This window comes from Burkholderia pyrrocinia (assembly GCF_003330765.1).
Classification (GTDB): Bacteria; Pseudomonadota; Gammaproteobacteria; order Burkholderiales; family Burkholderiaceae; genus Burkholderia; species Burkholderia pyrrocinia_B.
The window spans coordinates 2,567,916-2,588,501 of sequence record NZ_CP024902.1; the positions used below are offsets into that span (position 1 = coordinate 2,567,916).

The following is a 20,586-nucleotide window of genomic DNA, read 5'->3' on the forward strand; positions in this document are numbered from 1 at the left end:
GCACTTACTCTGATCCCATGCTGTGCGGTCGATCAGAGTTAGCGCTTTAGCATCTACTCTGATCCCATGCTTCGCGGTCGGAGCGAGTGAGTGCTTCAGCACTTACTCCTCTGCCCATGCATCACGCTCGAACCGGCTCACAGACCCAGAATCATCTGTGCGATGATGTTCTTCTGGATTTCATTCGAACCGCCGTAGATCGACGTCTTCCGATAATTGAAGTAGTACGCGGCGAGCGGCGCCGCATCGTCGTCGCCCGCGATGCTGTGCTCGCGCTCGCCGTCGAGGAACGGTACGTCGAACGGTGCGGCGAGCGGACCGATCGCGTCGAACATCAGCTCGGTGAGCGCCTGCTGCACTTCGGTGCCCTTGATCTTCAGCATCGACGCCTCGGGGCCCGGCCCCTTGCCGCTCGTCTCGCGGCTGACGACGCGCAGCACCGTCACCTCGAGCGCCATCAACTCGACTTCGAGCGCCGCGACCTTCGCGGCGAACACGGGATCGGCCAGCAACGGCTTGCCGTTCTTGCGCTGGTTCGACGCCACGCGCTTCAGGAATGCGAGCTCGCGCTTTGACGCGCCGACGCGCGCGATGCCGGTGCGCTCATGGCCAAGCAGGTATTTCGCGTAGGTCCAGCCGCGGTTCTCGTCGCCGACGAGATTCTCGACCGGCACCTTCACGTCCTCGAAGAACACCTCGTTGACCTCGTGGTCCTCGTCGAGCATGACGATCGGGCGCACCGTGATGCCGGGCGTCTTCATGTCGATCAGCAGGAACGAGATGCCCTCCTGCTTCTTCGCGGCCGGATCGGTGCGCACGAGGCAGAACATCATGTCGGCGTACTGGCCGAGCGTCGTCCAGGTTTTCTGGCCATTGACGACGTAGTGGTCGCCATGGCGCTCGGCGCGCGTGCGCAACGACGCGAGGTCGGATCCGGAACCCGGCTCCGAGTAGCCCTGGCACCACCAGTCCGAGCCGTCGAGAATACGTGGCAAATAGTGGCGCTTCTGCGCTTCGCTGCCGTATTTCATCAGCACCGGCGCGACCATCGACACGCCGAACGGCAGCACGGTCGGTGCACCGATCCGCGCGCACTCCTCATCCCAGATGTGCCGCTGCGTCGCGTTCCAGCCCGGGCCGCCGTATTCGGCCGGCCACGCTGGCGCGGACCAGCCGCGCTGGCCGAGAATCCGGTGCCAGCTCGCGAAATCCTCGCGGTCGAGTCGTTTGTGATCGAGTACTTTGGCGCGCAGTGCATGAGGCAGGTTGGCCTCGAGCCAGGCGCGGACGTCGACGCGGAACGCGTCGTCAGCGGGGGAATAATCCAGATCCATGCGCAGTGTCTCCTCGCCGCGGCCGTCCGGCCCGGCAAGGAACCGCTGCGTACGTCATTGCAGCGGTTCTTTCAGCGCGGCGGGAATCGGCAGCGGCATCACGTCGATGCCTTCTTCGGCCAAGGATTGCGCATCTTCCGGCGTCGTGACGCCACGAATGCTGCGTGCCGGCGCCTCGTTGTAATGGATGCGCCGCGCTTCCTCGGCGAAGCGCTCGCCCACGTTCTCGGTCTTCTCCAGCACCTCGCGCAGCGCGCGCATCACCTGCGCCTGCAGCGCACGCGGATCGGCCGGCTGTGCCTGCGTCGCGCCCGACAAGTTCAGGCGCGGCGCCGACGGCAGACGGTTGACCTCGGTCGTCCCGCACACCGGACATTCGACCAGCTTGCGGGACAACTGCGCTTCGAACTCATCGGCGGAAGCGAACCAGCCTTCGAACCGATGACCGTGCGGGCACTGTAAATCGAGGACCTTCATGCTGAATCAGGGCGTGTGACGAGTGTAGCGCAAAAAGCGGTTTTGTGAACGATCGTGCTAAATACCGATCGCGCGACGCGGAAGCGCCGCGTCACCGAATTGTAACGCGGCGCCCCACCCGCCGCTGACGCCGCGCTCAGGGCGTCAGAACCGGCCCGAGCGGCCACGTGCCGGATAGCACCTTGTCGAGCCACATCGTGCCGATGATCGTCTTCACGTCGGAGATCTGGCCCGTGCGCACCCATTCCTGCAGGTCGGACTGCGTCGCGGTAAAGGTTTCGAGGAATTCGCCTTCGTCGAGCTTGCGTTCGCCGGCCGTCAGCCCGCGCGCAAGATACAGGTCGATGAATTCGGTCGAATAGGAGATGATCGGGTGAATCCGGGCCAGGAACACATATTCGCGTGCCGTGTAACCCGTTTCCTCGCGCAGTTCGCGCACCGCACACGCGAGCGCGCCTTCGTTCGGGTCAAGCTTGCCGGCCGGGAATTCGGCCATCACCTTGCCGATCGGGTAGCGAAACTGGCTTTCCATCAGCACGCGGCCGTCGTCGAACAGCGGGATCACCATCACCGCGCCCGGATGCTGGACGTATTCGCGCGTGGCCCGCTTGCCGTCCGGCAGACGGACGGTGTCGCGCTTGAGCTTGAGGAACGCACCGTCGAAGATCGCCTCGCTCTCGAGGCAGGTTTCGGTCAGTGCGGCGTCGTGATTGGGTAGTTCGGCCATCGGCGGCTCCTGAATGAGCACGACGGACGGCCGGAGCCGTCAGCGTCGTTTGACGAGATACTGGAACGTGAAGCCGGGAAACGCGAACACGATGAAGAGGCTGAACGTGATCGCGTAAAACTGCCAGCCCTGTTCGAAGCGGTTGCCGGCGCGCGACTCGAGCCAGAAGCCGAGCGCGCCGACGATGAAGTACAGCACGATCAACTCGCCGATCCGCACCCACGCACTCTTCTTCGCCGCGCCGAACGGCACGACGGCGAAGAGGCGTTGGTTCAGGAACGGCAGGTTGGCGCATACGAGCGCCAACAGCACGATAAACCAGCCGGCTGCCGACATTACAGCGGCAGCGTGTGACGGATCGCCTGCAGGCAGGCAGTCAGCAGCGGGCTCGGGATCAGGCCGAGCACGACGACCGCGAGGCCGTTCAGCACGAGGATCGTGCGCTTGCAGAAATCGCCCGTGATCGGCGTCGCATCCTGCGGTGCATCGAAGTACATCAGCTTCACGATGCGCAGGTAGTAGAACGCGCCGAACAGCGACGTGATCACGGCCAGCACGGCCAGCCACGTGAGACCGGCATTGACGGTCGCCTCGAGCACGGCGAGCTTCGCGTAGAAGCCGACGGTCGGCGGGATGCCTGCCAGCGAGAACATCATGACCATCATCACGAACGCGAACACCGGGCTGCGCTTGTTGAGGCCCTTGAAGTCGTCGATCGTTTCCGCTTCGAAATCGCGGCGCGCGAGCAGCATCACCACACCGAACGAGCCGAGCGTCGTGATCAGGTAGACGATCGCGTAGAACATCGCCGAGCTGTATGCGTTCGCCGGTGCCGCCGCGTCACCCTTCACGATGCCCGCGAGCAGGCCGAGCAGCACGAAGCCCATGTTCGAGATCGCCGAGTACGCGAGCATCCGCTTGATGTTGCGCTGGACGATACCCGTGATGTTGCCGACGATCAGCGACAGCGCGGCGAGGATCACGAGCGCGGTCTGCCAGTTCTGCGCGAGCGGCAGCAGGCCCATCACCAGGAAGCGCAGGCCCCACCCGAACGCGGCAACCTTCGGGCCGCCGCCGACGAACAGCGTCATCGCGGTCGGTGCACCCTGGTAGACGTCCGGCACCCACATGTGGAACGGCACGGCGCCGAGCTTGAATGCGATACCGGCGACGATGAAGACCACGCCGAACATCAGCACGGCTGCGTCGGTGTTGCCGCCGACCGCCTTGTACACCTCGCCCAGCTCGAGCGAGCCGGTCGCGCCGTAGAGCATCGAGATGCCGTACAGCACGAAGCCCGACGCAAGCGCGCCCAGCACGTAGTACTTCATCGCGGCTTCGCTCGACTGCGCGGCGTCGCGGCGCAGCGCGATGATCGCGTACAGCGACAGCGACATCAGTTCGAGACCGAGGTACAGCGTCAGGAAGTTGTTGCCCGACACCATGACCAGCTGGCCGAGCAGCGAGAACATGCCGAGCAGGAACACGTCGCCGCGGAACATGTCGCGATCTTCGAGGTACTTGCGCGAATAGACGAGCGAGACCGCGAACCCGATCGACACGACGGCCTTCATCATGCTCGCGAACGAGTCGACGACGACCATCTTCGAGAAGAAGTAGTACTGCTGCGGGTCGAGCGCCTGCACCGCGAACCACACGCCGGCGACGACCGACGATACGACCGCGATCAGATAAGTCAGGCGGCGGCCGGAAGCACCGGTAAAGGTGTCGTTCAGCCATGCGACGACGATGGCGGCCATCACCAGCGCATCAGGCAACAGGACATTCATAGGAGCGTTCATGATCTTGAGTTCCTCCACTCGCGATTACTGGGCCAGCGGCAGCTTGGACTGCGCGACGTGGGAGAGGAGGTTTTCCACGGAAACGTGCATCACGTCGGTGAAAGGCTTCGGATACAGACCCATCAGCATCGTGAACGCGGCTAGCACGGCCAGCATCACGAATTCGCGACGGCCGATGTCCTTCAGCTTGGCGACGTGATCGTTCGCGACCGCGCCGAAGTACACGCGCTTGTACATCCACAGCGTGTATGCAGCACCGAGGATCAGCGTGAATGCCGCGCCGAATGCGATCCAGAAGTTGTACTGGACGGCCGCGAGAATCACCATGAACTCGCCGACGAAACCCGAGGTACCCGGCAGGCCGCAGTTGGCCATCGAGAACAACATCGCGAATGCCGCGAACTTCGGCATCACGTTGACGACGCCGCCGTAGTCGGCGATCTGGCGCGAGTGCACGCGGTCGTACAGCACGCCGATGCAGAGGAACATCGCGCCCGACACGAAGCCGTGCGAGATCATCTGGATGATCGCGCCTTCGACGCCGAGCTGGTTGAAGATGAAGAAGCCGAGCGTGACGAAGCCCATGTGCGCGATCGACGAATACGCGACCAGCTTCTTCATGTCGGCCTGCACCATCGCGACGAGGCCGATGTAGATCACCGCGATCAGCGACAGCGTGATCACGACAGGCGCCAGGAAGTGGCTCGCGTCAGGCGTGATCGGCAGCGAGAAGCGCAGGAAACCGTACGCGCCGAGCTTCAGCATGATCGCGGCCAGCACGACCGAGCCGCCCGTCGGCGCTTCCACGTGCGCGTCCGGCAGCCACGTGTGCACCGGCCACATCGGCACCTTCACCGCAAACGCGAGGAAGAATGCGATGAACAGCAGGATCTGTGGCGTCATCGCGATCTTCGCGTTCTGCCACGTCGCGAGGTCGAACGAGTGCGTTTCCGTGTACAGGTAGATCAGCGCGACCAGCATCAGCAGCGAGCCGGCCAGCGTGTACAGGAAGAACTTGAACGCCGCATACACGCGGTTCGGGCCGCCCCACACGCCGATGATGATGTACATCGGGATCAGGGTCGCCTCGAAGAATACGTAGAACAGCAGGCCGTCGGCCGCCGAGAACACGCCGATCATGATCCCGGACAGGATCAGGAACGCCGCGAAGTACTGCGCGACGTTCTCGGTGATCACTTCCCATGCGCTGATCACGACGATCACCGTGATCAGTGCGGTCAGCACGACGAACCACATCGAGATGCCGTCGACGCCGAGGTGATACGAGATGTCGAAGCGTTCGATCCAGGTCGACTTCTCGACGAACTGCAGCGCAGCCGTGCTCGAGTCGAAGTCCGTGATCAGCGGGATCGTGACCGCAAGGCCGAGCAGCGAGCCGATCAGCGCAACCCAGCGGGCCGTCCCCGGATTTTTGTCGTTACCCACCGCGAGCACGAGGAGGCCGAAAACGATCGGCAGCCAGATCGCGGTACTGAGAATCGGAAAAGCGTGCATTAGTTGTCCCCCGCCTTATTTGCCGCCGAGCGTTACAAACAGGGTCAGGAGCCCCAGCATGCCGATGATCATGGCGAACGCGTAGTGATAGATGTAACCGGATTGGAGGAAGCGGATCACGCTGGCGAACCAGCCGATGAACCTGGCGCTGCCGTTGACGAGGCCGTCGATCACCACGACGTCACCCTCCTTCCACAGGCCGCGGCCGATCGCCACCGAACCGCGGGCGAACACCACTTCGTTGATCTTGTCCATGTAGTACTTGTTGTCCAGCAGCGTGTAGATCGGACCGAACGCGCGGCGGATCACGGCAGGCAGCTCAGGACGCTTCAGGTACAGGAACCATGCGACGACGACACCGGCGAGCGCGAGCCAGACCGGCAGGCCCGACACCGAGTGCAGGCCCATGCCCACCCAGCCGTGGAACTCCTCGGCCATCTCGGCCAGCGCCGGATGGTTTTCGCCGATGAAGATCACCTTGTCGAATGCAACGCCGTGCTGGAAGAAGTCGCCGAACAGCATCGGGCTGACCGCGATCGCACCGATGATCACCGACGGGATCGCCAGCAGCACCAGCGGCACCCACACGACCCACGGGGTCTCGTGCGGCTCATGCGCGTGGTCGTCATGACCGTGGCCATGGCCGTGGTCGTCGTGACCGTGCGCGGCCGCCATGCCCATCGGCGATTCCGGATGCTTCGGCTTGCGGAAGCGCTCTTCGCCGTGGAACACCAGGAAGTACATGCGGAACGAGTACAGCGCCGTGACGAACACGCTCGCAACGACCGCGAAGTATGCGAAGCCCGAACCCGGCAGGTGCGACAGCTTCACCGCGTCGATGATCGAGTCCTTCGAGTAGAAGCCCGAGAAGAACGGCGTGCCGATCAGCGCGAGCGAACCGACCAGCGACGTGATCCACGTGATCGGCATGTACTTGCGCAGGCCGCCCATGTTGCGGATGTCCTGGTCGTGGTGCATGCCCATGATGACCGAGCCGGCGCCGAGGAACAGCAGCGCCTTGAAGAACGCGTGCGTCATCAGGTGGAACAGCGCGACCGGGTATGCGGACACGCCGAGCGCGACCGTCATGTAGCCGAGCTGCGACAGCGTCGAGTAAGCGACGACGCGCTTGATGTCGTTCTGGATGATGCCGAGGAAGCCCATGAACAGCGCCGTGATCGCGCCGATCACCGTGACGAACGACAGCGCGGTGTCCGACAGCTCGAACAGCGGCGACATGCGCGACACCATGAAGATGCCGGCCGTCACCATCGTCGCCGCGTGAATCAGCGCCGAGATCGGGGTCGGGCCTTCCATCGAGTCCGGCAGCCACACGTGCAACGGGAACTGTGCCGATTTACCCATCGCGCCGATGAACAGGCAGATACAGGCGACGGTCAGCAGGCCCCAGTCGGTGCCCGGGAAGTGCAGGCTCGCGAGCTCAGCGCGCTTCGCGAACACTTCGCCGTAGTTCATCGAGCCGGCGAATGCGAGCAGCAGGCCGATGCCGAGCAGGAAGCCGAAGTCGCCCACGCGGTTCACGAGGAACGCCTTCATGTTCGCGTAGATCGCGCTCTCGCGCGTGAAGTAGAAGCCGATCAGCAGGTACGACACCAGACCCACTGCTTCCCAGCCGAAGAACAGCTGCAGGAAGTTGTTGCTCATCACGAGCATCAGCATCGAGAACGTGAACAGCGAGATGTACGAGAAGAAGCGCTGGTAGCCGTCTTCTTCCGCCATGTAGCCGATCGTGTAGATGTGCACCATCAGCGAGACGAAGGTCACGACGACCATCATCATCGCGGTCAGCGAATCGACGAGGAAGCCGATTTCGAGCTTCAGCGAGCCGACGTTCATCCATTCGTAGACGGTCGCGTTGAAGCTCGCGCCGCCTATCACGTCGAAGAAGACTTTCGCCGACAGGAGGAACGCGATCATTACGCCGAGGATCGTGATCCGGTGTGCGCCCTTGCGCCCGACTGCGTTCCCGAACAGCCCCGCAATCAGCGAGCCGGCCAGCGGAGCGAGCGGAATCGCCAGCAGCAGGTTTTCATTGAGTGTCGTTGACATAACAGCGTTGCCTGAGATTAACCTTTGAGCTGATCGAGATCCTCGACATTGATCGTGTCGAGCTTGCGGAACAGGGTCACCAGAATCGCGAGACCGATCGCGGCTTCCGCTGCGGCGACCGTCAGCACGAAGAACACGAAGATCTGGCCGTGCACATCGCCGAGGTAGTGCGAGAACGCGACGAAGTTGGTATTCACCGCCAGCAGCATCAGTTCGATCGCCATCAGGATGATGATGATGTTGCGGCGGTTCAGGAAAATCCCGACGATGCTGATCGCGAACAGGATCGCGCCGAGCACGAGGTAATGAGCAAGAGTCAACATGGTTTTTCTTTCCTCCGCTTAGCCGTTGGTGCTCGTGCCGGCTTCGCTCTGCGCCGTTTCCGGCTGCGGCTTTTCCGCTTCCATCTTCACGAGGCGCACGCGGTCGTCGCGGCGCACCTTGACCTGATCCGACACGCGCTGGCGCTTGCTGTCCTTGCCCTTGCGCTCGGTCAGCCCGATTGCTGCAATGATCGCGACCAGCAGCACGAGACCGGCGATTTCAAACGCGAAGATGTAGTCGGTGTAGATCACCTTGCCGATCAGTCGCGTGTTCGACCAGTTGGCCATCTCGCCCGTCGCCATCGCGTGCACCGTGTGCGTGTCGCCGTAGCCGCGCCACAGGATCAGCGCGGTCTCGATCACGATGATCGCGCCGACCACGGTCGCCATCGGCACGAAGCGCTTGAAGTCGCGACGCAGGTAGTCGATGTTGATGTCCAGCATCATCACGACGAACAGGAACAACACCATCACGGCGCCCACGTAGACCAGCACCAGCAGGATCGCGAGGAACTCCGCTTCCAGCAGCATCCAGATCGCGGCAGCGTTGAAGAACGCCAGCACAAGGAAGAGCGCAGACGCCACCGGGTTGCGCGAAGTGATCACCTTCAGCCCTGATACCACCAGGAGCAGCGCGAAGATGTAGAACAGTACGGTCGTGAATTCCATGATTACCGGTTCATCGTTAGGCCATAGTCAGGCGCGGCTTGCGGGACGCTCTCGCGTGCCGCACCCGTCGCGGCGGCTCGGCCCGTGCTTCGGGCCGGCACTGCAAACACAATCAACGATACGGCGCGTCGGCAGCCTTCGCTGCGGCGATGTCCTTCTCGTAGCGATCGCCCACCGCGAGCAGCATTTCCTTCGTGAAATACAGGTCGCCGCGCTTTTCGCCGTGGTACTCGAGAATCTGCGTCTCGACGATCGAATCGACCGGGCAGCTCTCTTCGCAGAAACCGCAGAAGATGCACTTCGTCAGGTCGATGTCGTAGCGCGTCGTGCGGCGCGTGTTGTCCGCGCGCGTTTCCGATTCGATCGTGATCGCCAGTGCAGGGCACACGGCCTCGCAGAGCTTGCACGCGATGCAGCGCTCTTCGCCATTTTCATAGCGGCGCAGCGCATGCAGCCCGCGAAAACGCGGCGAAATCGGGGTCTTCTCTTCCGGGAACTGCACGGTGAACTTGCGCTTGAACGTGTAACGCCCCGTTATCGCAAGCCCCTTCAGCAGCTCGGTCAGGAAGAAAGTCTTAAAGAAGTGTTGGATTGCCGTCATGATTTCGTCCGATTACTTCACCCAGATGTTGAGCGGCGACATCATCCAGAAGCCGACCACGACCACCCAGATCACCGTGACGGGCAGGAACACCTTCCAGCCCAGACGCATGATCTGGTCGTAACGGTAGCGCGGGAACGTCGCGCGAACCCAGATGAACACCGACAGCAGTGCGAAGACCTTCAGCACCAGCCAGAAGATGCCCGGAATGAACGACAGGAATTCAAACGGTGCATCCCAGCCGCCGAGGAACAGCGTCGCGGCCAGCGCCGAGATCACGATCATGTTGATGTACTCGGCGAGGAAGAACAGCGCGAACGCCATGCCCGAGTAATCGATCATGTGACCGGCAACGATTTCCGACTCCCCTTCCACCACGTCGAACGGGTGACGGTTCGTTTCGGCGATGCCCGAGATGAAGTAGACGACGAACGCCGGCAGGAGCGGCAGCCAGTTCCACGACAGGAAGTTCACGCCGTGGCCCGCGAAGAAGCCATGCTGCTGCGAATTGACGATTTCCGACATGTTCAGGCTGCCGGCCGTCATCAGCACGAGCACCAGCGCGAAGCCCATCGAGATTTCGTACGACACCATCTGCGCCGCGGCGCGCATTGCGCCGAGGAACGCATACTTCGAGTTCGACGCCCAGCCCGCGAGGATCACCGCGTACACGCCGATCGACGAGATCGCCATCGCGTACAGCAGGCCCGCGTTGATGTTCGCGAGCACGGCCTGGGCCTGGAACGGGATCACGGCCCACACGGCGAACGCCGGCACGACGGTCATGACCGGCGCGATCAGGTATAGCCAGCGGCTGGCGGCGCTCGGCTGAATGACTTCCTTCAGCAGCAGCTTCAGCACGTCGGCGATCGGCTGCAGCAGGCCGCCGGGGCCGACGCGGTTCGGACCGAGACGCACGTGCATCCAGCCGATCAGCTTGCGTTCCCACAGAATCAGGTACGCGACGCACAGCAGGATCACGACGGAGACGACGAGGATGCGCACGACTGCCCACACCGTCGGCCACGCAAAGCCGAGAAGTTCGGCTCCGCCAGAGTTGATCGTATCGAACAAGCTCATTTACGCCTTCTCCACCACCAGTTCACCGGAGAGACCGCCGAGCGCTGCGCCGGCAGGCGTCGCCGCCGACACGCGAACGACCGTCTCCGCAAGATTCACGTCACGCACGGCCGGCAACTGCACCGCACGCTCGCCCTGGCGCACGCGCACCGCGTCGCCTTCCTTCAAGCCCAGCTTGTCGAACAGCGCGGCAGGCAGGCCCGCGGCGTTCGCGACCTTCGCGGCGGCCGTCAGGTGCAGCGCATCTGCGCGGCGCACGAGTGCGTCGGCGTGATAGATCGGCACGTCGGCCAGGCGCTCGAAACCGCCGTTGGCCGCCGGCGCCGTGACACGTGCCGGTGCGACCGACGTCTGGTTCGACAGGCGGTTCGCGACGCCCGCGTCGCCGAGCGCCGCGAGACGGACTTCTTCAGCCGTTTCGTATTCGAAGTTCGGCAGGCCGAGCAGGCTGCCGAGCACGCGCAGCACCTTCCATGCCGGACGCGTGTCGCCGAGCGGGCGCACGACGCCGTTGAAGCCTTGCACCGTGCCTTCCGCGTTGACGAACGTGCCGGACGTTTCCGTGAACGGCGCGATCGGCAGCAGCACGTCCGCATAGTCGAGGCCGTGCTTGAACGGCGACATCACGACGACCATCTCCGCCTGGTTCAGCGCGGCAAGCGCCTGCGCCGGATCAGCCGTGTCGAATTCCGGTTCGACGTTCAGCAGCACGTAACCCTTGCGCGGCTGGGCGAACGCTTCGCGTGCATTCAGGCCGCCTTCGCCCGGCAGCGCGCCGACGACGTGCGCGCCGACCGTGTTCGCCGCTTCCGTCAGGAAGCCGAACGTGGCACCGGTGTTGTCGGCGATCCATTGGGCGACGGCGTGCACCTTCGCGAATTCCGGATGGCGGACGGCCACGTTGCCGAGCAGCACCGCACGGCGTTCGCCGTTCGCGAGCGACTGGGCGACAGCCTGTGCTGCCGGTGATGCCGTAATGCCCGCCAGCGTGTCGGGCAGCGCGACGCCGCGCAGTTGCGCGACGGCCGCGGCGATGCCGGCCAGCTCGTCGAGCCATGCCGACGGCGCGGCGACGATGCGCTGCGCGGTCGGGATCAGTGCGTCGTCACCGGTCGCGTGCAGGAAGTGCAGCTTCGCGCCGTTCTTCGCGGCCTGGCGCAGGCGGGCGGCAAACAGCGGGTGATCGCGGCGCAGGAACGAACCGACGACGAACGCGGCGTCCACGTTCGACAGGTCGGCAATCGGCATGCCAAGCCACGGTGCGCCCTGGACCGGCGCCGAGAAATCCTGCTGACGCAGACGGAAATCGACGTTCGGCGTCTTCAGTTCGTTGGCGAGCTGCTTCACGAGGAACAGCTCTTCAGCGGTGCTGTGCGCGCTCGCGAGCATCGCCAGCGCGTTCGCGCCGTGATCCGCGGCGATGCCCTTCAGGCCCTTCGCGACATATTCGAGCGCGGTCTGCCAGTCGGTCTCGATCCACTGGCCGCCCTGCTTCAGCATCGGCTTCGTCAGGCGCTCTTCGCTGTTGAGGCCTTCATACGAGAAGCGGTCCTTGTCCGAGATCCAGCATTCGTTGATCGCTTCGTTCTCGAACGGCAGCACGCGCATCACGCGGTTGTTCTTCACCTGCACGACGAGGTTCGCGCCGACGGAATCGTGCGGGCTCACCGACTTGCGGCGCGACAGTTCCCACGTCCGGGCGCTGTAACGGAACGGCTTGCTGGTCAGCGCGCCGACCGGGCACAGGTCGATCATGTTGCCCGACATCTCGGAGTCGACCGTCTTGCCGACGAACGTCGTGATTTCCGAGTGCTCGCCGCGGCCCAGCATGCCGAACTCCATCACGCCGGCGATTTCCTGGCCGAAACGGACGCAGCGCGTGCAGTGGATGCAGCGCGACATTTCTTCCATCGAGATCAGCGGGCCCACGTTCTTGTGGAACACCACGCGCTTTTCTTCCGAGTAGCGCGACGACGACTTGCCGTAGCCGACCGCCAGATCCTGCAGCTGGCATTCGCCGCCCTGATCGCAGATCGGGCAATCGAGCGGGTGATTGATGAGGAGGAATTCCATCACCGACTGCTGCGCCTTCACGGCCTTGTCGGACTGCGTGTGGACGATCATGCCGGCCGACACGGGGGTCGCGCAGGCAGGCACGGCCTTCGGCATCTTCTCGACTTCGACGAGACACATCCGGCAGTTGGCCGCAACCGACAGTTTCTTGTGATAGCAGAAGTGAGGAATGTACGTATCCGCCTTGTGCGCAGCCTGGATCACCATGCTGCCTTCGGGCACCTCGACCTTCTTGCCGTCTATTTCAAGTTCAACCATGATGGTGAATGGTCCTTAACCTATTTCCGCCCGTTCGCGCCTTCGCCCGACCGTGCGCTCAAATTCCGCAACCGGGTGTTTCGCTTCAGGCAGCCGCAGCCGATGCCACATGCGGCGCGTGGCCGCCGACCATGCAGTGCTTGTGCTCGACGTGGTACGCGAATTCGTCCCAGTAGTGCTTGAGCATCCCGCGTACCGGCATCGCCGCCGCATCGCCGAGCGCGCAGATCGTGCGGCCCATGATGTTCTCGGCAACCGAGTTCAGCAGGTCCAGATCTTCCTGGCGGCCTTCGCCGTGCTCGATACGGTTCACGACGCGATACAGCCAGCCGGTGCCTTCACGGCACGGCGTGCACTGGCCGCACGATTCTTCGTAGTAGAAGTACGACAGGCGCAGCAGCGAGCGCACCATGCAGCGCGTCTCGTCCATCACGATCACCGCGCCGGAACCGAGCATCGAGCCAGCCTTCGCGATCGCATCGTAGTCGAGATCGGTCTGCATCATGATGTCGCCCGGCACCACCGGTGCCGACGAACCGCCCGGAATCACGGCCTTGATCTTCTTGCCGCCGCGCATCCCGCCGGCGAGCTCCAGCAGCGTCGCGAACGGCGTGCCGAGCGGCACTTCGTAGTTGCCCGGACGCTCGACGTCGCCCGACACCGAGAAGATCTTCGTGCCGCCGTTGTTCGGCTTGCCGATCTCGAGGTAGTTCTGCGGCCCGATGGACAGCAGGAACGGCACCGCGGCGAACGTCTCCGTGTTGTTGATCGTGGTCGGCTTGCCGTACACGCCGAAGCTCGCCGGGAACGGCGGCTTGAAGCGCGGCTGGCCCTTCTTGCCTTCGAGCGACTCGAGCAGCGCCGTTTCCTCACCGCAGATGTACGCGCCGTAACCGTGGTGCGCGTGCAGCTGGAACGAGAATTCCGAGCCCATGATGTGGTCGCCGAGGAACCCGGCGGCGCGCGCTTCATCGAGCGCGGCCTCGAAGCGTCGATACACTTCGAAGATTTCGCCGTGGATGTAGTTGTAGCCGACGGTGATGCCCATCGCGTAGGCGCCGATGGCCATGCCTTCGATCAGCGCGTGCGGGTTCCAGCGCAGGATGTCGCGATCCTTGAACGTGCCCGGCTCGCCCTCGTCCGAGTTGCAGACGAGGTACTTCTGCCCCGGGAACTGACGCGGCATGAAGCTCCACTTCAGGCCGGTCGGAAAACCCGCACCGCCACGGCCGCGCAGGCCCGACGCCTTCACGTCGGCGATCACCTGCTCGGGCGGAATCTTTTCTTCGAGAATGCGGCGCAACTGCTTGTAGCCGCCGCGCGCAACGTAGTCTTCGAGATGCCAGTTCTCGCCGTTCAGACCAGCGAGGATCAGCGGTTTGATGTGACGGTCGTGGAGGGACGTCATTTCGAGAGCTCCTCAAGCAGCTGGTCGATCTTCTCGCGGCTCATGAAGCTGCACATTCTGTGATTGTTCACCAGCAGCACCGGCGCATCGCCGCACGAGCCCATGCATTCGCCTTCCTTCAGCGTGAACTTGCCGTCGGGCGTGGTCTCGCCGAAGCCGATGCCCAGCTTCTGTTTCAGGTAGTCGGCAGTCGCTTCCGCGCCGCCGTGCGGACCAAGCTGGCACGGCAGGTTCGTGCAAAGCGTGATCTTGTGCTTGCCGACCGGGTTGAGCTCGTACATCGTGTAGAACGTCGCGACTTCCTGCACGGCAACAGCCGGCATGCCGAGATAGTCCGCAACGAACTGCATCAGTTCGGGCGACAGCCAGCCGTGCTCTTCCTGAGCAACGGCCAACGCCGACATCACGGCGGACTGTTTCTGATCGGCGGGATACTTCGTCAACGCTCGATCGATTTCCTTCAGGCCTTCAGCTGAGATCATTTTCAGACACGACTCTTTCAATTCCTACCGAACGAACAACCTGCCGCACTGGGGTGCATGGACGGCAGACCTGGCGCTCACTCTGTTGACAGCTTGCGAAACCGCGCCGGTTCAGCGCGCATCGCGTGTGACTTGCTGCTCGCCGCCCGCTCGCGCAGGCGGCGCAACCATTAGCGGTCGATTTCGCCGAACACGATGTCCTGCGTACCGATGATCGTGACGGCGTCGGCGATCATGTGACCGCGTGCCATTTCGTCGAGCGACGCCAGGTGCGCGAAACCCGGTGCGCGAATCTTGAGGCGATACGGCTTGTTGGCGCCGTCCGACACGAGGTAGATGCCGAATTCACCCTTCGGATGCTCGACCGCCGCGTACGCTTCGCCTTCCGGCACATGGAAACCTTCGGTGAAGAGCTTGAAGTGGTGAATCAAGTCTTCCATGTTGGTCTTCATGCCGACGCGCGACGGCGGTGCAACCTTGTGATTGTCCGTCATCACCGGGCCCGGATTCTTGCGGAGCCACTCAATACACTGTTTCGCGATGCGGACCGACTGGCGCATTTCTTCGACGCGCACCAGATAGCGGTCGTAGCAATCGCCGTTCACGCCGACCGGTACGTCGAAATCCATGCGATCGTACACTTCATACGGCTGCTTCTTGCGCAGGTCCCACGCGATGCCCGAGCCGCGCAGCATCGGGCCCGTCATGCCCATCTGCAGCGCGCGTTCGGGGCTGACCACGCCGATCCCGACCAGACGCTGCTTCCAGATCCGGTTGTCGGTCAGCAGCGTTTCGTATTCGTCGACGCACTTCGGGAAGCGCGTGAAGAAATCGTCGATGAAGTCGAGCACCGAGCCGCTGCGCGATTCGTTCATCCTCGCGAGCGCCTTCTCGTTGCGAATCTTCGACGCCTTGTATTGCGGCATCACGTCAGGCAGATCGCGGTAGACGCCGCCCGGACGGTAGTACGCCGCGTGCATCCGGGCGCCGGACACCGCTTCGTACACGTCCATCAGGTCTTCGCGTTCACGGAATGCGTACAGGAACACGGCCATCGCGCCGACGTCGAGTGCGTGTGCGCCGATCCACATCAGGTGGTTCAGCACGCGCGTGACCTCGTCGAACAGCACGCGGATGTACTGCGCGCGCTCCGGTACTTCGATACCGAGCAGCTTTTCGATCGCGAGCACGTAGCCGTGCTCGTTGACCATCATCGACACGTAGTCGAGACGGTCCATGTACGGCACGGACTGGATGAAGGTCTTGGATTCCGCGAGCTTTTCGGTCGCGCGGTGCAGCAGGCCGATGTGCGGATCGGCACGCTGGATGACTTCGCCGTCGAGCTCGAGCACGAGGCGCAGCACGCCGTGCGCTGCCGGGTGCTGCGGGCCGAAGTTGAGCGTGTAGTTCTTGATTTCTGCCATGACGCCCCCTTAATGTTTCAGACCGCCATAGCGATCCTCGCGGATCACGCGCGGCGTGATTTCGCGCGGCTCGATCGTCACCGGCTGGTACACGACCCGCTTCTCTTCCGGGTCGTAACGCATTTCGACGTAGCCTGACACCGGGAAGTCCTTGCGGAACGGGTGACCGATGAAGCCATAGTCGGTGAGGATGCGGCGCAGGTCGGGGTGGCCTTCGAACACGATGCCGTACAGGTCGAACGCTTCGCGCTCGTACCAGTTCGCGGAGGTCCAGATGTCGACCAGCGATGCCACGATCGGCAGGTCGTCGTCCGGCGCGAATGCACGCAGGCGCAGGCGCCAGTTGTTCGTGACCGACAGCAGGTGCGACACGGCCGCGAAGCGCGGGCCGTCGTAAGCGCCATCGCCGAAGGTCTGGTAGTCGACGCCGCAGAGGTCGATCAGTTGCTCGAAACGGAGCTTCGGATCGTCGCGCAGCGTCTTTGCGACTTCGAGGTAATCGCTCGCCTTCACGACGAGCGTCAGTTCACCGATCGCTTCGGTGAGGCTCACCACGCGCGCGCCGAGCGCGGCTTCGAGGTTTGCCTTGAGGGTCTCGATTTTGCTTGCCATATTGAGGGGACGCTCGGGGCTTTATTGACGGGCGATGGTATTGGTGCGGCGGATCTTCGCCTGAAGCTGGATCACGCCGTAGACCAGCGCCTCGGCCGTGGGCGGACAGCCCGGCACGTAGACGTCGACCGGCACGATCCGGTCGCAGCCGCGGACCACCGAGTACGAGTAATGGTAGTAGCCGCCGCCATTCGCGCACGACCCCATCGAGATCACCCAGCGCGGCTCGGCCATCTGGTCGTACACGCGGCGCAGTGCGGGCGCCATCTTGTTGCAGAGCGTGCCGGCGACGATCATCACGTCCGATTGACGCGGGCTCGGGCGGAACACGACGCCGAACCGGTCCAGATCGTAACGGGCCGCGCCCGCGTGCATCATCTCGACGGCGCAACACGCGAGCCCGAACGTCATCGGCCACAACGAGCCGGTACGCGTCCAGTTGATCAGCTTGTCAGCCGTCGTGGTGACAAACCCTTCCTTCAAGACCCCTTCGATACTCATTTGCTTTCCACTCCAGACGAGCGACCGAGCGTGGCCGCCCATGCAAACCGGCGATTAACCCATCACTCCCAATCGAGACCGCCCTTCTTCCAGATATAGGCAAAGCCCAGCAGGAATTCGAGCAGGAAAATCATCATTGCGATGAAACCCGGCCAGCCGATGTCCCGGAGCGCGACGCCCCACGGAAACAGGAATGCGGTTTCGAGATCGAAGATGATGAACAGGATGGCGACGAGGTAATACCGGACGTCGAATTTCATCCGGGCGTCTTCAAAGGCTTCGAAGCCGCACTCGTACGGTGCGTTCTTCTCGACGTCCGGCTTGTTGGGACCAAGGAGCTTGCCGATGCTGACCAGCGCTATACCTAAACCAGTGCCCACGAGGAGGAACAACAAGACGGGGTAATAGGCTGCGAGGTTCAAGGCAATCCTCTATCGGTTGGTTCTGAGCGTCCGGAGAATACCACTATCCGGCGGAAGGGATCATTTCGGAGTGCATGCGATCGCAAGACAACCGCAAGCACCCCCTAGAAATGAAAAATGCCAGCCACTAGAAGCGGCTGGCATTGAGTAACTTTGGTGCCGACGGCGAGACTCGAACTCGCACAGCTTTCGCCACTACCCCCTCAAGATAGCGTGTCTACCAATTTCACCACGTCGGCACTGCATGCAACTCGGGTTGTGCTGCTTACTGCCCGCGAATCGCTTCAAGAATTAAATTCTAACCCGACTTCCAGAATTGTTCAACGCACAAACGCAAAAAATTTGACCTTTTATTTCGGGACGTCCTGACCCGGCGCGCTTGCAGCCGAACCCGCCGCAGCGGACGCCGCGACAGCCGGTGCCGATGCTGCAGGCGCCGATGCCGGTGCGGTCGCTGCCGCACCGAGCACGCCTGCCGACGGCGTCGACTTGTACGAGCCGAGATACGTCAGCGCGAGCGTCGCGACAAAGAAGATCGTCGCGAGAACGCCCGTCGTGCGCGACAGGAAGTTCGCCGAGCCCGTCGCACCGAACAGGCTGCCGGAGGCGCCGCTGCCGAACGCAGCGCCCATGTCGGCACCCTTGCCGTGCTGCAGCAGCACGAGACCAATCACACCGAGTGCAGACAGTACCTGCACCACAATAATCAGCGTCTTGAATAACAGCATCACACCCACCCGATTGGATCGGGCGGCCGGATCGACCGGCCGCCGTCATGGTTCAATTCGATCGCGGACCGCTCAACGCGCGGCCCGGCAGATCGCCAGGAAATCTTCCGCCTTCAGCGACGCGCCGCCGATCAGGCCGCCGTCGATGTCCGGCTGCCCGAACAGCTCTTCCGCGTTGTCCGGCTTCACGCTGCCGCCGTACAGCACGGACACGTCCGCCGCGCCCTTTGCCGCGAGACGCGCACGCAGGAACGCGTGCACGTCCTGTGCCTGCGCCGATGTCGCGCTCTTGCCCGTGCCGATCGCCCAGACCGGCTCGTACGCGACGACGATGCGCGCAGCCTCGTCGGCCGTCAGCACGGCCAGCACTGCGTCGAGCTGCGCACCGACGACCTGCTCGGTCGCACCCGACTCGCGCTCGTCGAGCGTCTCGCCGACGCACACGACGGGCGTGAGGCCAGCCGCGAGCGCGCGCTGCGTCTTCGCCGCGACCGTCTCGTTGCGCTCGCCGTGATACGCGCGACGCTCCGAGTGGCCGACGATCGCATAGCGTGCACCGAACTCCGCGACCATCGCGGCCGCCACTTCGCCGGTGAACGCGCCCTGCTCGTGCGCGGACACGTCCTGCGCGCCCCAGGCGACACGGCCGCCGTCGAGCTGCACCTGAACCTGCGCGAGATACGGGAACGGCACGCACACGCCGACCGACGTTTCGGCCGCCACCGCGCCCGCGCCCTGCACCACTTCGTTCAGCAACGCCTGGTTGCCGGCCAGCCGGCCGTGCATCTTCCAGTTGCCGATCACCCGCTTCGTTCTCTGTTTCGACATCGTGTCTGTCTCGTCACCGCTGTGTCATTAACGCGCCGGAAACCGGCCGTCAGGTTTGATCTGGCGAAGCAAACCGGCGATTTTACTGCGCACGGCTTGAACCGGTCAAACCGCGCATGTCAAGCCCGGCTGCGCGGGCCGTCAGGCGTTCGTACCCCAATCGAGCACGATCTTGCCGGTGTGCTCGCTGCTTTCCATCAGCGCATGCGCCTGCGCGGCTTCCGCGGCCGGCAGCACACGATAGATCACCGGCTTGATGCGGCCATCGGCGATCAGCGGCCACACGCGCGCCTTCAGTTGCGCGGCGATGCGCGCCTTGAACTCGACCGGACGCGGCCGCAGCGTCGAACCCGTCACCGTCAGCCGACGGCGCAGGATCTCGCCCAGGTTGACGTCGGCCTTCGCGCCGCCCAGCAGCGCGATCAGCACGAGACGGCCGCCGTCCGCGAGCGCGGACAGCTCGCGCGGCACGTACGAGCCCGCCACCATGTCGAGGATCACGTCGACGCCGCGATCGTGCGTCAGCGACTTCACGACCTCGACGAAGTCTTCGGTCTTGTAGTTGATCGCACGCTCGGCGCCGAGCGCCTCGCACGCACGGCACTTGTCGGCGGTGCCGGCCGTCGCGAACACGCGAAAGCCGAGCGCATGCGCAATCTGGATCGCCGTCACGCCGATGCCGCTCGAGCCGCCCTGCACCAGCAGCGTCTCCTGCTCGCCGCCCTCGCCCGCACCGAGCTGCGCACGGTCGAATACGTTGCTCCACACGGTGAAAAACGTTTCGGGCAGCGATGCGGCCTCGATATCGGTGAGCCCGTCGGGCACCGGCAGGCATTGCGGCAGCGGCGCGACCGCATACTCGGCATAACCTCCGCCCGCGAGCAGCGCGCACACGCGATCGCCGAGCTTCAGGCCGAACGGGTTCAGCGCGGCGTCGAACAGGTCGCCGCCGACGATCTCGCCCGCGACCTCGAGGCCCGGCAGATCCGACGCGCCCGGCGGTGGCGCATAGGCACCCTTGCGCTGGAACACGTCGGGCCGGTTCACGCCGGAAGCCGTCACCTTGATCAGCACCTCGCCGCGCTGCGGTTCGGGGCGCGGACGCTCCGCAAGCTTCAGCACGTCGGGGGCGCCGAATTCGGTGATTTCGATGGCTTTCATGGTGATGGTCGCTCCAGGATCGGAATCGGATGACGCACCCGTGCGCGCGGCATGGGCGCCTCGCCGGCGCTGCTGCGCCGCACAACGATGC

At 63.7% G+C, this 20,586-nt stretch carries 21 protein-coding genes and 1 tRNA gene; all 22 read right to left on the reverse strand.

Translation table 11 applies throughout. The annotated features are described in order from the left end of the window. Nucleotides 1-137: 137 nt before the first annotated feature. The 22 genes from CUJ89_RS12405 to CUJ89_RS12510 all read right to left on the reverse strand — a co-directional run bounded on the left by CUJ89_RS12405 (nucleotide 138) and on the right by CUJ89_RS12510 (nucleotide 20,495). Nucleotides 138-1,334 (reverse strand): acyl-CoA dehydrogenase family protein, encoded by a 1,197-nt coding sequence (locus CUJ89_RS12405; RefSeq protein ID WP_114177573.1) that lies wholly within the window; start codon nucleotides 1,332-1,334, stop codon nucleotides 138-140. A 54-nt stretch (nucleotides 1,335-1,388) separates the two neighbouring features. Then, nucleotides 1,389-1,811 (reverse strand): DUF1178 family protein, encoded by a 423-nt coding sequence (locus CUJ89_RS12410; protein WP_043188814.1) that lies wholly within the window; start codon nucleotides 1,809-1,811, stop codon nucleotides 1,389-1,391. Between the two features lie 136 nt (nucleotides 1,812-1,947). Next, the gene (locus CUJ89_RS12415) at nucleotides 1,948-2,538 is read right to left on the reverse strand and encodes an NUDIX domain-containing protein (protein WP_114177574.1); all 591 of its coding nucleotides are present in this window, start codon (nucleotides 2,536-2,538) and stop codon (nucleotides 1,948-1,950) included. A 39-nt stretch (nucleotides 2,539-2,577) separates the two neighbouring features. Beyond that, complete coding sequence (locus CUJ89_RS12420) at nucleotides 2,578-2,874, reverse strand: DUF2818 family protein (RefSeq protein WP_047898602.1); 297 nt, start codon at nucleotides 2,872-2,874, stop codon at nucleotides 2,578-2,580. After that, entirely contained in the window at nucleotides 2,874-4,328 is a 1,455-nt protein-coding gene (nuoN, locus tag CUJ89_RS12425; RefSeq protein WP_201752308.1) for an NADH-quinone oxidoreductase subunit NuoN, read from the reverse strand. Before nuoN ends, CUJ89_RS12420 begins: the two co-directional genes overlap by 1 nt. Nucleotides 4,329-4,364: 36 nt before the next feature. Further along, nucleotides 4,365-5,855 carry an NADH-quinone oxidoreductase subunit M gene (locus CUJ89_RS12430; protein WP_114177575.1) on the reverse strand — a complete coding sequence of 497 codons (1,491 nt, stop codon included), beginning with the start codon at nucleotides 5,853-5,855 and terminating at the stop codon, nucleotides 4,365-4,367. A gap of 15 nt (nucleotides 5,856-5,870) precedes the next feature. Continuing rightward, entirely contained in the window at nucleotides 5,871-7,925 is a 2,055-nt protein-coding gene (nuoL, locus tag CUJ89_RS12435) for an NADH-quinone oxidoreductase subunit L (protein WP_114177576.1), read from the reverse strand. A gap of 17 nt (nucleotides 7,926-7,942) precedes the next feature. After that, a complete protein-coding gene (gene nuoK, locus CUJ89_RS12440) occupies nucleotides 7,943-8,248 on the reverse strand; it encodes an NADH-quinone oxidoreductase subunit NuoK (RefSeq protein WP_114177577.1) in 306 nt (101 codons plus the stop codon). A gap of 18 nt (nucleotides 8,249-8,266) precedes the next feature. Further along, nucleotides 8,267-8,917, reverse strand: coding sequence for an NADH-quinone oxidoreductase subunit J (locus tag CUJ89_RS12445; protein WP_114177578.1), 651 nt, complete (start codon nucleotides 8,915-8,917; stop codon nucleotides 8,267-8,269). Between the two features lie 112 nt (nucleotides 8,918-9,029). Further along, nucleotides 9,030-9,518, reverse strand: a complete 489-nt coding sequence (nuoI, locus tag CUJ89_RS12450) for an NADH-quinone oxidoreductase subunit NuoI (RefSeq protein WP_114177579.1) — start codon at nucleotides 9,516-9,518, stop codon at nucleotides 9,030-9,032. 12 nt (nucleotides 9,519-9,530) lie between these two features. Next, nucleotides 9,531-10,598, reverse strand: a complete 1,068-nt coding sequence (nuoH, locus tag CUJ89_RS12455) for an NADH-quinone oxidoreductase subunit NuoH (RefSeq protein ID WP_114177580.1) — start codon at nucleotides 10,596-10,598, stop codon at nucleotides 9,531-9,533. After that, nucleotides 10,599-12,929, reverse strand: a complete 2,331-nt coding sequence (gene nuoG, locus CUJ89_RS12460; protein ID WP_114177581.1) for an NADH-quinone oxidoreductase subunit NuoG — start codon at nucleotides 12,927-12,929, stop codon at nucleotides 10,599-10,601. It lies immediately after the preceding gene. A gap of 85 nt (nucleotides 12,930-13,014) precedes the next feature. Next, nucleotides 13,015-14,337 (reverse strand): NADH-quinone oxidoreductase subunit NuoF, encoded by a 1,323-nt coding sequence (nuoF, locus tag CUJ89_RS12465; RefSeq protein WP_114177582.1) that lies wholly within the window; start codon nucleotides 14,335-14,337, stop codon nucleotides 13,015-13,017. Continuing rightward, nucleotides 14,334-14,819: an NADH-quinone oxidoreductase subunit NuoE gene (gene nuoE / locus CUJ89_RS12470; protein WP_006756903.1), complete on the reverse strand. Its 486-nt coding sequence runs from the start codon at nucleotides 14,817-14,819 to the stop codon at nucleotides 14,334-14,336. Before nuoE ends, nuoF begins: the two co-directional genes overlap by 4 nt. A 170-nt stretch (nucleotides 14,820-14,989) precedes the next feature. Further along, a complete protein-coding gene (locus CUJ89_RS12475) occupies nucleotides 14,990-16,243 on the reverse strand; it encodes an NADH-quinone oxidoreductase subunit D (RefSeq protein WP_114177583.1) in 1,254 nt (417 codons plus the stop codon). 9 nt (nucleotides 16,244-16,252) lie between these two features. Beyond that, nucleotides 16,253-16,855: an NADH-quinone oxidoreductase subunit C gene (locus CUJ89_RS12480; RefSeq protein ID WP_006478264.1), complete on the reverse strand. Its 603-nt coding sequence runs from the start codon at nucleotides 16,853-16,855 to the stop codon at nucleotides 16,253-16,255. Between the two features lie 21 nt (nucleotides 16,856-16,876). After that, nucleotides 16,877-17,356 carry a NuoB/complex I 20 kDa subunit family protein gene (locus tag CUJ89_RS12485; protein WP_006398799.1) on the reverse strand — a complete coding sequence of 160 codons (480 nt, stop codon included), beginning with the start codon at nucleotides 17,354-17,356 and terminating at the stop codon, nucleotides 16,877-16,879. A gap of 62 nt (nucleotides 17,357-17,418) precedes the next feature. Beyond that, the gene (locus CUJ89_RS12490) at nucleotides 17,419-17,778 is read right to left on the reverse strand and encodes an NADH-quinone oxidoreductase subunit A (protein ID WP_006398798.1); all 360 of its coding nucleotides are present in this window, start codon (nucleotides 17,776-17,778) and stop codon (nucleotides 17,419-17,421) included. 154 nt (nucleotides 17,779-17,932) lie between these two features. Then, nucleotides 17,933-18,017, reverse strand: a tRNA-Leu gene (locus CUJ89_RS12495). 111 nt (nucleotides 18,018-18,128) lie between these two features. Next, complete coding sequence (gene secG, locus CUJ89_RS12500) at nucleotides 18,129-18,506, reverse strand: preprotein translocase subunit SecG (RefSeq protein ID WP_114177584.1); 378 nt, start codon at nucleotides 18,504-18,506, stop codon at nucleotides 18,129-18,131. 72 nt (nucleotides 18,507-18,578) lie between these two features. Then, entirely contained in the window at nucleotides 18,579-19,334 is a 756-nt protein-coding gene (tpiA, locus tag CUJ89_RS12505) for a triose-phosphate isomerase (RefSeq protein WP_114177585.1), read from the reverse strand. 141 nt (nucleotides 19,335-19,475) lie between these two features. Further along, nucleotides 19,476-20,495: an NAD(P)H-quinone oxidoreductase gene (locus CUJ89_RS12510; protein WP_114177586.1), complete on the reverse strand. Its 1,020-nt coding sequence runs from the start codon at nucleotides 20,493-20,495 to the stop codon at nucleotides 19,476-19,478. Nucleotides 20,496-20,586 lie beyond the last annotated feature (91 nt).

Bases quoted from the DNA above. Each gene is read 5' to 3' on its own strand.
- CUJ89_RS12405 (WP_114177573.1), bottom strand. From the start codon at position 1,334: ATGGATCTGGATTATTCCCCCGCTGACGACGCGTTCCGCGTCGACGTC.
- CUJ89_RS12410 (WP_043188814.1), bottom strand. From the start codon at position 1,811: ATGAAGGTCCTCGATTTACAGTGCCCGCACGGTCATCGGTTCGAAGGC.
- CUJ89_RS12415 (WP_114177574.1), bottom strand. From the start codon at position 2,538: ATGGCCGAACTACCCAATCACGACGCCGCACTGACCGAAACCTGCCTC.
- CUJ89_RS12420 (WP_047898602.1), bottom strand. From the start codon at position 2,874: ATGTCGGCAGCCGGCTGGTTTATCGTGCTGTTGGCGCTCGTATGCGCC.
- nuoN (WP_201752308.1), bottom strand. From the start codon at position 4,328: ATGAATGTCCTGTTGCCTGATGCGCTGGTGATGGCCGCCATCGTCGTC.
- CUJ89_RS12430 (WP_114177575.1), bottom strand. From the start codon at position 5,855: ATGCACGCTTTTCCGATTCTCAGTACCGCGATCTGGCTGCCGATCGTT.
- nuoL (WP_114177576.1), bottom strand. From the start codon at position 7,925: ATGTCAACGACACTCAATGAAAACCTGCTGCTGGCGATTCCGCTCGCT.
- nuoK (WP_114177577.1), bottom strand. From the start codon at position 8,248: ATGTTGACTCTTGCTCATTACCTCGTGCTCGGCGCGATCCTGTTCGCG.
- CUJ89_RS12445 (WP_114177578.1), bottom strand. From the start codon at position 8,917: ATGGAATTCACGACCGTACTGTTCTACATCTTCGCGCTGCTCCTGGTG.
- nuoI (WP_114177579.1), bottom strand. From the start codon at position 9,518: ATGACGGCAATCCAACACTTCTTTAAGACTTTCTTCCTGACCGAGCTG.
- nuoH (WP_114177580.1), bottom strand. From the start codon at position 10,598: ATGAGCTTGTTCGATACGATCAACTCTGGCGGAGCCGAACTTCTCGGC.
- nuoG (WP_114177581.1), bottom strand. From the start codon at position 12,929: ATGGTTGAACTTGAAATAGACGGCAAGAAGGTCGAGGTGCCCGAAGGC.
- nuoF (WP_114177582.1), bottom strand. From the start codon at position 14,337: ATGACGTCCCTCCACGACCGTCACATCAAACCGCTGATCCTCGCTGGT.
- nuoE (WP_006756903.1), bottom strand. From the start codon at position 14,819: ATGATCTCAGCTGAAGGCCTGAAGGAAATCGATCGAGCGTTGACGAAG.
- CUJ89_RS12475 (WP_114177583.1), bottom strand. From the start codon at position 16,243: ATGGCAGAAATCAAGAACTACACGCTCAACTTCGGCCCGCAGCACCCG.
- CUJ89_RS12480 (WP_006478264.1), bottom strand. From the start codon at position 16,855: ATGGCAAGCAAAATCGAGACCCTCAAGGCAAACCTCGAAGCCGCGCTC.
- CUJ89_RS12485 (WP_006398799.1), bottom strand. From the start codon at position 17,356: ATGAGTATCGAAGGGGTCTTGAAGGAAGGGTTTGTCACCACGACGGCT.
- secG (WP_114177584.1), bottom strand. From the start codon at position 18,506: ATGCTGTTATTCAAGACGCTGATTATTGTGGTGCAGGTACTGTCTGCA.
- tpiA (WP_114177585.1), bottom strand. From the start codon at position 19,334: ATGTCGAAACAGAGAACGAAGCGGGTGATCGGCAACTGGAAGATGCAC.
- CUJ89_RS12510 (WP_114177586.1), bottom strand. From the start codon at position 20,495: ATGAAAGCCATCGAAATCACCGAATTCGGCGCCCCCGACGTGCTGAAG.